Origin of the sequence: Pseudomonas sp. CFBP2511 (genome assembly GCF_030209255.1) — a bacterium.
Lineage (GTDB): Bacteria > Pseudomonadota > Gammaproteobacteria > Pseudomonadales > Pseudomonadaceae > Aquipseudomonas > Aquipseudomonas avellanae.
In genome coordinates, this window is sequence record NZ_JARVSI010000022.1 from 39,789 (window position 1) to 52,245 (window position 12,457).

The 12,457-nt window shown below is 58.2% G+C and carries 12 protein-coding genes; 3 read left to right on the forward strand and 9 right to left on the reverse strand.

Annotated elements, in window-relative coordinates; translation table 11 throughout:
- Positions 1–10: 10 nt before the first annotated feature.
- The 3 genes from ampE to QRN38_RS18110 all read right to left on the reverse strand — a co-directional run bounded on the left by ampE (position 11) and on the right by QRN38_RS18110 (position 3,977).
- Positions 11–847, reverse strand: a complete 837-nt coding sequence (gene ampE, locus QRN38_RS18100) for a regulatory signaling modulator protein AmpE (RefSeq protein WP_024665898.1) — start codon at positions 845–847, stop codon at positions 11–13.
- Between the two features lie 15 nt (positions 848–862).
- Positions 863–1,411, reverse strand: coding sequence for a 1,6-anhydro-N-acetylmuramyl-L-alanine amidase AmpD (gene ampD / locus QRN38_RS18105; protein WP_005770540.1), 549 nt, complete (start codon positions 1,409–1,411; stop codon positions 863–865).
- 310 nt (positions 1,412–1,721) lie between these two features.
- The gene (locus tag QRN38_RS18110) at positions 1,722–3,977 is read right to left on the reverse strand and encodes a DUF1631 domain-containing protein (RefSeq protein WP_007246116.1); all 2,256 of its coding nucleotides are present in this window, start codon (positions 3,975–3,977) and stop codon (positions 1,722–1,724) included.
- A gap of 353 nt (positions 3,978–4,330) precedes the next feature.
- On the opposite strand from QRN38_RS18110, the gene nadC reads away from it, so the two are divergent.
- The 3 genes from nadC to QRN38_RS18125 are packed head-to-tail and all read left to right on the forward strand — an operon-like array spanning position 4,331 to position 7,597.
- A complete protein-coding gene (nadC, locus tag QRN38_RS18115) occupies positions 4,331–5,179 on the forward strand; it encodes a carboxylating nicotinate-nucleotide diphosphorylase (protein ID WP_024665895.1) in 849 nt (282 codons plus the stop codon).
- Positions 5,180–5,224: 45 nt separating this feature from the next.
- Entirely contained in the window at positions 5,225–6,295 is a 1,071-nt protein-coding gene (locus QRN38_RS18120; RefSeq protein WP_057429403.1) for a TIGR00266 family protein, read from the forward strand.
- Positions 6,296–6,355: 60 nt separating this feature from the next.
- Positions 6,356–7,597: a VWA domain-containing protein gene (locus tag QRN38_RS18125; RefSeq protein ID WP_057418278.1), complete on the forward strand. Its 1,242-nt coding sequence runs from the start codon at positions 6,356–6,358 to the stop codon at positions 7,595–7,597.
- 270 nt (positions 7,598–7,867) lie between these two features.
- Here QRN38_RS18125 and QRN38_RS18130 read toward each other — a convergent pair whose 3' ends face one another.
- From QRN38_RS18130 to QRN38_RS18155, 6 genes are read right to left on the reverse strand one after another with little or no spacing between them, the layout of a single operon-like run.
- The gene (locus tag QRN38_RS18130; RefSeq protein ID WP_057418277.1) at positions 7,868–8,446 is read right to left on the reverse strand and encodes a TerD family protein; all 579 of its coding nucleotides are present in this window, start codon (positions 8,444–8,446) and stop codon (positions 7,868–7,870) included.
- Between the two features lie 37 nt (positions 8,447–8,483).
- A complete protein-coding gene (locus tag QRN38_RS18135; protein WP_057418276.1) occupies positions 8,484–9,059 on the reverse strand; it encodes a TerD family protein in 576 nt (191 codons plus the stop codon).
- A 27-nt stretch (positions 9,060–9,086) separates the two neighbouring features.
- A complete protein-coding gene (locus QRN38_RS18140) occupies positions 9,087–10,121 on the reverse strand; it encodes a TerC/Alx family metal homeostasis membrane protein (protein WP_003383242.1) in 1,035 nt (344 codons plus the stop codon).
- Between the two features lie 26 nt (positions 10,122–10,147).
- A complete protein-coding gene (locus QRN38_RS18145) occupies positions 10,148–10,597 on the reverse strand; it encodes a tellurite resistance TerB family protein (protein ID WP_005614818.1) in 450 nt (149 codons plus the stop codon).
- A gap of 51 nt (positions 10,598–10,648) precedes the next feature.
- Positions 10,649–11,866: a TerD family protein gene (locus QRN38_RS18150; protein WP_057418275.1), complete on the reverse strand. Its 1,218-nt coding sequence runs from the start codon at positions 11,864–11,866 to the stop codon at positions 10,649–10,651.
- A complete protein-coding gene (locus QRN38_RS18155; RefSeq protein ID WP_005770558.1) occupies positions 11,863–12,456 on the reverse strand; it encodes a TerD family protein in 594 nt (197 codons plus the stop codon). Before QRN38_RS18155 ends, QRN38_RS18150 begins: the two co-directional genes overlap by 4 nt.
- Between the last annotated feature and the right edge of the window lies 1 nt (position 12,457).

The following is a 12,457-nucleotide window of genomic DNA, read 5'->3' on the forward strand; positions in this document are numbered from 1 at the left end:
TTGAGGCAAATCAGCGCAATAGCGTCCACAACGCAAACCCTGCGTACCAGACAATCGCGGCACGCACCAACAGCTCCCAGAGCATGTCGAGGCTGGTCACCCCTTGCGTCCCGATGACCGGCGGCGGGACTTCGCTGGCGGCGCAGCCAACGCGGGTGATCAATTGCGCGGCGCTGATGTTCCAGTTGAGCAGTTCATGCAGCATCACCCGGCTGACCGCGACAAAATTGCCGACCAGCGCAAAGCTTGCTGCCAGCAACCTGACCGGGACCCAGTCGAAGGCATGGCGCAACTGCCCTGCCCGCTCGACCAGCGCGGGTGTCTTGCCATGTTCAGCGGCAAGGGCCAAAAGCCGATAAGCCAGCGCCGCCACCGGACCGAGCACGAAATACCAGAAGATCACTGCGAAAAAACTCTGGAACGCCTGCCAGAGCATGTAACCCTGCACGCCTTGCAGCAATTGCTCGCCATTATCGGCCTCAACGCGCATGTCGCGCTGGGCGACGTGCACCGCGGCCTGCGCGTCGCCACGTCGGCAGGCATCGCGAAACGGGCCGAGCACTGCAATCAGATCGACCCGCCCCAGGCTGTAGATCAGCACCAGCAGGTGGATGGGCAGCACCAGCCAGCCATACGCCACCGACCCGATAATGGTCAGCGCCAGTTGCAGCAGCAAAACCGGCACCAGAATCAGCAACGCCAGCGTCAGCCAGGGGCGTTTCGCCGTGCGCGGGCTGGCCTCACGCCTGGCCAACGCATTCAGCCACGGTTCATCACGTTGTACGCGCTGACGCAGGGCAGAAAACTTTTCGATAAGCACTGCCAGCAGTAGCACCAGAAAACTCATTGTTCGTCCCTCGGATCAATCCTGCAAAGCCGCTTGAAACCTGCCCCAGTCGAAACAGGGGCCAGGATCAGTCTTGCGTCCCGGCGCTATGTCGCTGTGGCCACAAATGCGCTCGGGGGTAATTGCTGTGTAAGCCTGCCGCAACTGACGCGTCAGGTCGATCAGTGCGTCGTATTGCGCGTCGGTGAACGGCTGTTCGTCCGTGCCTTCCAGTTCAATGCCGACGGAGAAGTCATTGCACCCCTCACGCCCGTCGAAACTGGACACGCCGGCGTGCCATGCGCGATCAAGACAAGAGACGAACTGAATGACGTCGCCATCACGTTCGATCAGAAAATGCGCTGAAACGCGCAGATCGGCAATCCCCAGAAAGTAGGGATGCTCGGTGGTGTCCAGTTGGTTCTGGAAGAAAGCCTGTACTTTGCCGGTTTTGAATTGTGCCGGCGGCAGGCTGATGTTGTGGATCACCAGCAGCGATATCTCGCCTGCGGGTCGCGCATTGAAGTTGGGCGAAGGGCAATGCTGCACACCATCGCACCAACCGCTCGCGGGGTCCAGTTGCATGAGTGCTCCTTGTGCGAGCGGATGAGTGGTGTTGATTATGCCCGCGACAGAAACAGATGTGGGGGTTCACTCACAGACCCGCAACGTAGGAAATGCCCTCTGTACGAGTCTCTCGTTACCTACGCATCGGTGCTCAGCGCTTTACATGAGTCCGGATAAGCCGAGAAAGCGGGGCTGGAACCGCGGCATCAGGCGGAGTACAGGATCCCCGTGGGAGCTTGCTCACGAAGAGGCCGGTACAGCCAATGAAGATTTGCTGAACAGTTAGGCCAACACATAGATGTAGGACAGACAACGTAAAACCGAGCGATCAAGCGCCCTTCAGCTTGCGCAGGTTGCTGATTACCGATTCCAGTGCACGGTCGAACAGCAATGCATCATCGAGGACCCGTACAGCACCGCGGCGGAACTCGACGGCGAGGCCGATGCGGGTTTTTTCCAGGACTTTCATACCGGTGCGGTTGACGAACACGTAGCGGCCGGTCGGCTCGACGATGGCGGTCAGTTTGCAACGCAGTTTGTGTTCTTCGTCTTCCTGAATCTCGACCCAGCAGCCGACGCGCAACGTGTCGACCATGCGCAGGCCAGCGTCGTCGTCTGGCAGCTGCACCGTCGGCTCGTTGAGCATGCGTTCTTCCGGGGCAATCAGAACGATTTCCTCGACCACCTCCATCATCGGTGGCCCTTCAGCAGGTTCAGCACCGGTTACATCTGCATCGCCTGGCAACCCGCTGCCACTGGCTTCCTGCAGGCGCGAGAAGTGCTGAAATGCCTGAACGTGCAACGACTCCAGCTGGCTGAAGAATTCGCTGGTGGCAAACGGATCGAACGCGGCACTGGTGAGCCCGTCGCGCAGCGACTTGAGCAGCCCCGGAACCAGGTCCAGCAGGCGTTGCAGGGCCTGCGGATCGTCGTGTTGCTCGACGCTCCAGATCAACTCGTCCATGGTCTTCAACCCGGCCTGCCATTCACTGGACTGCTCGCCGTGTTTGAGACAGGTCAGTAGCAGCACCTTGCTCCAGGCCTCCTGCAACAGGCGCACAACCACTTCAGGCAAGGTTTTGCCGAGCAGACGCTGATTCAGCTCCTGCTGCACCTGGTGCCGGGCCAGTTCGGCGCGTGCGCGGCCTTCTTCGGCGTCGCGGGTGCGTTGTTCAAGCAGCTCGCTGCGACGGCGCTCGTCGCTGGTGAAGGCGAGAAAATCCGCCAGCAATTCGGAAAAGATCGCCGGATCGTCGACAAAGTCATTAAGCAGTCGCTGCACGATCTGCTCGACACGCTGATAAAGCGAATCACGCTGAAAATCGTCACGACCGCCCCAGCCCAGTGCGGCTGTCGCGATCTCATTGAGCAAGCGTCGAGCCGGATGGCTGCCGCGACTGAAGAAGCTTTTATCGAGCACCGCGACCTTGAGCATCGGAATCTGCAGACGCCCGATCAGCGCACGCAGCGAAGGCGTCAGGTTGCGATCATCGAGGATGAACTCGAACAGCATGGCGATCAGATTGATCACATCTTCATCGCCGCCGCCGACAATCCTGGATTTGCCGGTCTTGACGTTGACGCGCGTCAGCAACTGTTCCAGTTGATTGCGCAGGTCGAAATCGTCAGCTGCATCCTGAGAAGGCACGTATTGCTGCAGGTGAGACAGCAGACGCAGCAAGTCTTTGCTGGAAATCGGGCGTACTTCAGCATTGGGCTCGTGGCGCGGAACAAGGTTGCCACGCACGCTCAGCAGTAATTCCTGCAAGGCCGAGAAGACTTCCTGCACGCCCTTGTCGAGTTTGTCGGCAGCCTCGTTCAGCGCCGGATCGGACATTTCCGAAACACGACTCCTGGGCGCCGCGCGGTCGGACGAACGACGGGCAGGCAGGGCTTTCATGTCCGGCAGCACACCCGTGGCGATCAGCAACCGGTTCGCTTCGCAATACAGGTGGTCGGTGTTGGTCAGAACGTATTTCTCGAACAACTTGAGAATGATCAGCTTGACCTTGATCTCGACACCAAGGCTGCGCCCGGCCTCCAGAAAGAACCTGCAGAGCATCGCCGGCCCCAAGGGGTTGCTTTCCTCGGTGATGGCTTGCGCGATCAGCACGTTCAAGCGCGCAGTCAGCTGGCCCAGCGCAAGACTGTCGCGACTCATGACCTTGCTGACCATCGCATCGACAGCCACGGTTTTCTCGAGCTCGTCGTTATGCACCAGCGCCAGCTTGTCGAATGAAACGGCGGCTGGCAGGGCGGGCTCCTGAATTTGATACTGGCCTAGCGCCAGAAAAGACTCGTAGAACTTGTCGAGAAAGCAACGCTCTATGCTTTTGCGCTTGAGGCGCAAGTCACGCATGGCTTCAAAGAAGATGTTCTGGTCGGTGTTGTTGGAGGCACGGTCAGCCATTTCGAACAACGTATCGTCCGCGTTATCAAACAGCGCCTGCAGGGCATCCTTAAGCTGTTGCGCCGCTTTATCGCGGACCTGCAACAGCACAACGGGTAATCGGGCCAGAGGCGAACTCGCCCCTTGCGCAGGGAGCAATTTGCTCAACGGCACTACTTTTTCGTCGTTCGGCATTACACCCCCTGACAGGAAACAACCTGAACCCCATCACACACGTGGCTTGCTACCCTCGCACTGTGAAGCGACCCCCTTGGCCTTGCAAAACGTCAAACTCATGACGTCAATTTCAAGTCGGATTATCTTTCAAAACTTGTCATCAACACCAGTGAGACTTTTCCTTCACTCTCGTGAGAAATGTGACAAGGCACTCATATGCAGCGATAGACCACGTTTTTTGCGTTCCATCGCAAACCAATTTGCCTAACCGACCAACTGCACGTTGGGCAAACCGGGCATGAGCGCTGGCGCAGGTGGGTTAGCGCGATGCAGTGCCTTATACTCGGACGACTTTGTCAGTGGAGCCCGCTATGCCGAATTTACGAATTGCCGACCTGAGCGCCGAGATCGAAGCCAATGTGCGTCGCGCATTGCTTGAGGATGTTGGCAGCGGCGATATCACCGCCCAGTTGATTCCGGCAGAACGGCTGGCCAAGGCCACCATCATCTCGCGCGATGCAGCGGTGATCGCCGGCACGGCCTGGGTCGATACGGTCTTTCGCCAGCTGGACCCGCGCGTGGCGGTGCACTGGCAGGTGGTCGATGGTGAACGTGTCAGCCCCGATCAGGCGTTGTTCCACCTTGAAGGCCCTGCCCGTTCGCTGCTCACCGGCGAACGCAGTGCACTCAATTTTTTGCAGATGCTTTCCGGGGTCGCTACACGCGCGAAATATTTCGCCGATATCGTGGCGGGCACTCAGGTCAAACTGCTGGACACCCGCAAGACGCTGCCAGGCCTGCGTATGGCGCAGAAATACGCAGTCACCTGCGGCGGCTGTCATAACCATCGCATCGGTTTGTACGACGCGTTTCTGATCAAGGAAAACCATATTGCAGCCTGTGGCGGCATCGCCCAGGCCGTGACAGCGGCGCACCGGATCGCACCGGGCAAGCCTGTCGAGGTCGAGGTCGAAAGCCTGGGCGAATTGAAACAGGCACTGGACGCCGGGGCCGATATCATCATGCTCGACGAGCTTAGCCTGGATGACATGCGCGAAGCCGTGCGCCTGACCGCAGGCCGCGCCCTTCTGGAAGCCAGTGGCGGCATCAACGACGACACCCTGCGGGTCATTGCCGATACCGGGGTGGATTACATTTCCATCGGTGCGATGACCAAGGACGTGAAAGCCGTGGACCTGTCCATGCGCCTGAGCCTCTGACGCGCCGGGCAGACGACTGTCACCAATCGCTGGGGAGTAGACGCTTTGGAACACTGGTTTGTCATGAATGCGGGCAAGCAGCTCGGTCCGATGGATGATGCTGCGGCGCGGCTGATCGCGCGCGAAGCGCCTGGGGCTTGGTGCTGGAAACAGGGCATGCCGGACTGGCTGCCGATCTATCGGGTGGCTCAGGTGCGCGCCATGAAAAAGGACGGCGTGACGCCGTTCCCGGATCCGACGCCGGACATGATTCAGCCCAAGCCCTCAGGCCTGCCCGCACAGGCCGGCCCTGCATCTGCGCCTGTACCCGCCAAACGTCCTTCGTTTACCCCGGACCCGAACGCCTCGGGCGGCTACGGTCAGGGGCAAGCGACCGATGGCGTGGACTTCAAGCTGTACGGCGCAGAAACCCAGTTTGTCGAACTGGAGCTTGATCCCGGCGAAAGTGCCGTCGCCGAAGCCGGGGCGATGATGTACAAGACCTGCGACGTGCAGATGGAGACTATTTTCGGCGACGGCAGCAATCAGTCGTCCGGGCTGCTGGGTTCGTTGTTCGGTGCCGGCAAGCGCATGCTCACCGGCGAAAGCCTGTTCACCACGGTGTTCTCGCAACAAGGCTCCGGCAAAGGCCGAGTCGCTTTCGCTGCGCCCTACCCCGGCACCATTCTGCCCCTGAACCTGCGCGATTTCGGCGGCAAGCTGATCTGCCAGAAAGACAGCTTTCTGGCCGGCGCCAAGGGCGTCTCCATCGGCATCCAGTTTCAGAAGAAAATTCTCACCGGACTGTTCGGCGGCGAAGGCTTTATCCTGCAAAAGCTCGAAGGTGATGGCTGGGTATTCGTGCACATGGGCGGCACGGTGCGCAAGATCGAACTGGCCGCGGGCGAAGCGCTGGATGTGGATACCGGCTGCCTGGCAGCCATGACCCAGACGGTCGACTACGATATCCGCATGGTCGGCGGTGGCATCAAATCCATGCTGTTCGGCGGTGAAGGCGTGTTTTTCGCCAGGTTGACCGGGCCTGGCACGGTATGGCTGCAAAGCCTGCCCTTCTCGCGCCTGGCCGGGCGCATGCTGGCGGCCGGGCCGGCCGGCGTGGGCAGAAGCGAACGTTAATGTAACCACTTCGTCATTTGACCGAGGGCTATCCGACGCCCTCTTTGCCAAGGAAGCGACATGCAGATTACTCAAGGTCAACGCATCCCCCTTTCCACGCTGATTCAGGGCAACGATCTCACGCTGTCGATCGTGATCAAATCCGCGCATGTGATCGACTACGTCTGCTTTGGCGTCGATGCCAACGGCAAGCTGTCGGACGACCGCTACATGATCTTCTTCAACCAACCGGCCAGCCCCTGCAACAGCGTAAAACAGGCCAACGGCGGGGATTTCCAGCTCGCGCTGGACAGCTTGCCAGCCTCCATCGATCGGTTGGTGTTCACCGCGTCCATCGATGGCGCGGGCGTCATGAGCGATATCCAGGCGAGTCATTTCAGCATTCAGCATCAGGGCCGCGAAGTGGCTCGTGGCGAATTCTCCGGCGCAACCTTCGCCGCCGAGAAAGCCATCATGGTTGCTGACATCTATCGCAAGAACGGTGAATGGCGCATCGCATCCAACCTGCAGGGCTACAACGCCGGGCTGGATGCGCTGGTGGTGCATTTTGGCGGCGAAGTCGCGGATGCGCCGCCGCCCGCGCCTGCCGCCCCTGCACGCATTTCACTGGAAAAGAAAATCGCCGACGCCGCGCCGCAGTTGATCAGCCTGGCGAAGAAGGCTCAGGTCAGCCTGGAAAAAGCCAAGCTGACCGACACCAAGGCACGGGTCGGTCTGGTGCTGGATGCGTCTGGCTCGATGAACCCGCAATACACCCGTGGTCACGTTCAGGAAGTGGTTGATCGGCTGATCCCCCTTGCCGTGCATTTCGATGACGACGGCGCGCTGGATTGCTGGGCGTTCGGGGCAAAACCGCAGCAGTTGAATGCGGTCACGCTGGAAAACTTCCAGAACTTCATCAAGACCGATCACGGCGGCTGGAAAGACTGGGAGCTGGGCTCACGCATTAACGATGAGCCGAAGGCGATGCGCATGGTCATCGACTATTACAAGAAGTCAGGCGACAAGACGCCGGTCTACATCCTGTTCATCAGCGACGGCGGCGTGCATCAGGACCGGGAAATCACCAAACTGATGATCGAAGCCGCCAAGCTGCCGATCTTCTGGCAGTTCGTAGGCCTGGGTGGTCGCGGCTACGGCATTCTGGAAAAACTCGATGACATGGGCGGCAGGGTCGTCGACAACTGCAACTTCTTTGCCCTGGACCGTCTGGATGAAGTGCCGGAAGAGAAACTTTATGACCTGCTGATGGAAGAGTTTCCAGACTGGCTGAAAGCGGCCAAGGGTGCGGGGATTCTGTAGGGGTAAGCATGCGCAACAATGATCTCAACTACTGACTATCGTGCGACGCTCCGCGTCGCCATGCCGTTCAGGACGCTCCGCGTCCTCTTTGCGACGCAGAGCGTCGCGAAATGCGTTCCCACGCTGGAGCGTGCGGAACGATAATCTTAACTATCGTGCCACACTGGAGCATGTGAACAGCTAGCCTTGTAACCAGCCAATACTTTCAAAAGCCCCAATAAAAAACCCCCGTCATCGCTGGCGGGGGTTTTTATCAGGCGTTGCTCGGGTTTAGCCGATTGCCACGCCGTGTGCTTCTGCCAACGGCTTCAGGCCGCCTGCGAAGCCTTGGTCGATCGCCTTGAACTTGAACTCGTCGCCATTGCGATACAGCTCGCCGAAGATCATCGCGGTTTCGGTCGATGCATCTTCCGACAGGTCGTAGCGAGCGATTTCCTTGCCGTCAGCCTTGTTCACAACGCGGATGTAAGCGTTTCCAACCTGACCAAAGCTTTGCTTGCGCTCTTCGGCGGAGTGGATGGTGACCGCGAAAACCAGCTTCTTGACTGCCGCTGCCAGGCCAGTGAGCTTGACCGTTACCGACTCGTCATCACCGTCGCCAGCACCGGAGCGGTTGTCGCCCAAGTGTTCAACCGAACCATCGGTCGATTTCTTGTTGTTGTAGAAAATGAAGCTGTTGTCGTCCAACACCTTGCCATTTTCGCCAACGATGAAGATCGACGCATCCAGATCGAACTCGGTGCCGTCGGTAACGCGTGGATCCCAGCCCAGGCCCACGGTGATTTCTGTCAGGCCCGGGGCCTCTTTCGACAGGGAAACGTTACCGCCTTTACTCAGACTTACTGCCATGTTCGTAATCCTTTTCAGAAAAATGGTTAGGCGTGAATTAGAAATTCATGCCGAAAGAGTTGGCAACCGCTTTCAGGCCACCGGCATAACCCTGGCCAACCGCACGAAACTTCCACTCGCCAGCGTTGCGATACAGCTCGGCAAACACCATTGCAGTTTCGGTCGAAGCGTCTTCTGCCAGGTCATAACGAACAACTTCAGAGCCAGACTTTTCATTCAGGACGCGGATGAACGAGCCACCCACCTGACCGAAATTCTGCTTGCGGCTGTCGGCATCGTGAATGGTCACGACAAAAACGACCTTGTCGACATCGGCAGGTACGCGGGTCAGATCGACCTTGAGCACTTCGTCGTCGCCATCGCCAGCACCGGTAAGGTTGTCGCCGGTATGCTCGACGGAGCCATCAGCACTTTTTAGCTGGTTGTAGAAAATGAAGTCAGCTTCACTGCGGACCTTGCCATTGGCGCTCAGCAGGAATGCGCTGGCGTCCAGGTCAAACTCCTGGCCGTCAGTGGCACGCGGATCCCAGCCCAGACCAAACAATACGCTGGTGAGGGTCGGGTCGGTTTTCGACAGCGAAAGGTTGCCACCTTTTTGCAGAGTCAAAGCCATGATTCGTTTATCTCCTTTATCCAGTGTTTACGCTTTTTCTTCGGCAGGTTCTTCTTTACCCGGGAAGAGCAGGCTTGCAACGATACCGATGATCAGCACGACAACCACGACCAGCAAGCTGGCGTTGGCGCTGATTTCGTAACCGTGATGGAACAGATGGTTGGTCGCGTTCAGGCCCAGCTTGATGGCGATGAAGAACAGCAAGGCGATAACTGCCTTTTCCAGATGCACCAGGTAACGTTTGAGGGCTTCAAGTACGAAATACAAGGTACGCAGCCCCAGAATCGCGAACAGCATGGCCGAGAACACGATCAGAGGCTCACGGCTCACGGCGATGATTGCAGGCACGGAGTCGAAGGCGAACAGTACGTCGGAGATCTCTGCCACGACCAGACACAAGAACAGCGGGGTCGCGAACAGAGCGCCTTTGGCGGCCAGTGTGATACCGGCGTTTTCCGGTTTCTTGACTTCTTCTTCCAGCACCGAGCGACGCACGAAGAAGTTGCTGCCGTGCAGTTTTGGCCACACCGGGAACAGTTTCTTGGCGAAGCGATAAGCCATGTGTTGCGAGTAGTCGACTTCTTCGTCGTCGTCATCACCCGCTCTGAGCATCATGATGGCTGTCCAGGCAACGATGACCGCAAACACCACTTCGACCCACGGGCCCAGCGCCAGCAGGCCTGTACCGATGGCGACGAAGATGCCGCGGAAAACGATGGCACCGATGATTCCCCAGTACAGAACGCGGTGGCGCAGGCCATCCGGAATCTTGAACCAGGAGAACAAGGCCATGAACACGAACAGGTTGTCGACGCTCAGTACTTTTTCCAGCGCATAACCGGTCACGAACAGCGTGGCAACTTCGGAGCCGTGCTGCACATACAGAAAACCGGCGAAAGCCAGCGAAATGGCGACCCAGAAAATCGACCACGCCGAAGCTTGCGCGAGGGTGATCGGCTTGTTTCCGCGATGGGAAAACATATCGATAGCCATGGCCGTAATGGCCAGACCGACGAAAACCGCCATCGTGAGTGGAGGGAAGCCTAGAGAGGTGCTTTCCATTTAACTGCGTTCCTTAGGGTAAAAAATTACAGGTCGAAATCGGACGGGTTGAGGCCAAGCTCTCGGCAGATCGTGCGGCAGACTTCCCGCTCTTTCTCATCGAAGCTGCCATCGGCACCACCGATAGCACAGCAGACGCGCACCAGCAAACGGGAGGCGTCTTCTTTCTTTTTGATCTTACCGATGGTTTTCAACGCTTCGGCACGGCCAATTTCAAAATCGAACTCAAACTTGGAGCAGGCTTCCTGAAAACCCTGAATGACTTCCTTCATGTCGAAAACTTTCAATTCCTGAGAGTTTTGAATGAAACCGGCCATTTTCTGCTTTTCACTGGAGCTGATATCACCGTCAGCGGCCGATACCAGGGCACAGCCGGAAACCACAGCGTCCATGAATTCGCGATTCTTGAACTTCGAGACTTCCGAAGCCAACTTGTCGCGAGCAGCTGTTGCGTTTGTTTTCAACCAGTCCAGCATGTCTATCTCCCATGAGGCGGCACAGCCAGCCCAGAAATACCACGGTGTTGTTTACTTGGAACCGGCGGCCCAGCGCATGCCCCAGCCATAGGCCTTGTCCATGTTGCTGTGGCCGTTATGGAAATCGACACAGCGCGTCACCTTGACCGAGCCGTTGTCGTTTTCCAGCAAAGCAATTGCACACATGCCCTGACGACCACCTTCTTCATTGAGGCGAACCTCAATGGGCGGCTGACCTGGCGCGTGGATGGTGACAACTCCGTCGGTTTCTTTCCAGTTTGGCGCACCGTCGTAGATGAAGGCATAGACCAGAATTCGACGGATCTTGTTCCAGTGAGCACCGTTGATGTGCAGCCACTCGCCGTCGCTGATAGAGCCGGTACGGTCATCACCCATCAATTTGATGAAAGGCTCGGCATTGAGCGAACCAAACGAGTTGCCCAGTGCCTGAACAGCACCTTTGAAACCGTCCTGCAATTCAAAGAGGCAGCCTACATCAAGGTCGATGGCCGTGCTCTTCTTCATCGAGAAGAAGCCGCCGCCTTTGGTGTCGTTGCGACGGTTCCAGTTCAGGTTGACGCGCATCTCGCCGAAGCCGGCACTGGATTTTTCCAGACTGATCGAAGCACGGGTCTTGTCCAGCGTAATCTTGCTCAGGTTGACGGTCGGCTTGGCCGCTGGCGCTGGCGCTGGAACAGGTGCAGGTGCAGGTGCAGGTGCAGGTGCAGGTGCAGGTGCAGGTGCAGGTGCAGGCTGATCCTGCGGCGCGGAGACTTCAACCCCAAAGTTTTTTGCCAGTGGCTCAAGGCCGCCGGCAAAACCCTGGGCGACGCAACGGAATTTCCACGCGCCCTGACGCAAATAGAACTCGCCCAGAATCAGCGCGGTTTCTTTCATGCCGTTGGTAGGGATATCCGCTTCGATACCGCCGGTAATGTTGAGGGCCAGACGCGACACGCTGCCAAAACTGGCTTTGTTCTCGTAGATGGTCGCGGTCAGGGCAACCTTCTCTATGACCGGGTCAAGGCGGCTGGTATCGAGGCTGAATACCGCACGACCGGCCAACGCTTCCGTCTGCTGGACCGCGCCGCCGTTCACGCTTTTCTGGCCATAGAAACACATGTCCTGATCGCCACGCACCTTGCCGGAACTGGTCAGCAGGAACGCAGATACATCGATATCCGCATCCGCGAGCGGAGAATAAATGATCTCCACCGTTAGCGGACCGGCAGCGACTGGGGCGTTGGCGCCCGGGACAAGTTGGGTCATGCGCGTACAGCTCCAATAGCCAGTTCGACCAGATCATCGGCGGTACGGCCGTTGGTGGCCTGGCCTACGGCGGTGAAATCCCAGCCGGACGGCGTACGCGACAGATAAGACATCACCACGCCCGTGTGCTGGCCTTTCTCGGACAGATCAAAGCGGCCCAGTTCGTTGCGAGTGCCCAGATCCACGATGCGGCAGTAGGCATTGGCGACTTTTTCGAAGTTCTGACCGGTGAACGAGTTGACGGTGAACACCAGATACTTGACCGTCGCTGGCAGTTTTTCCAGGTCAACGCTGATGGTTTCATCATCGCCAGCGCCTTCGCCAGTACGGTTGTCGCCGGAGTGAAGAATGGCACCGTCGCGCGATTGCAACTGACGGAACCAGACCAGATCGAGCGGCTTTTTATCGGCATCGAGCATGATGCACGAGGCATCCAGGTCGATATCGCCCCCACCACCACCGAGCAGTTTGCCGAAGAAACCACTGGCTTTCTCAGGGTCCCATCCAAGGCCCATGCTGACTTTTTTGAGGCCGGTGCCAGCGGTTTTCTCGAGAGAGATCGTCTGGTTCTTTGCCAACGTGAGTGCCATT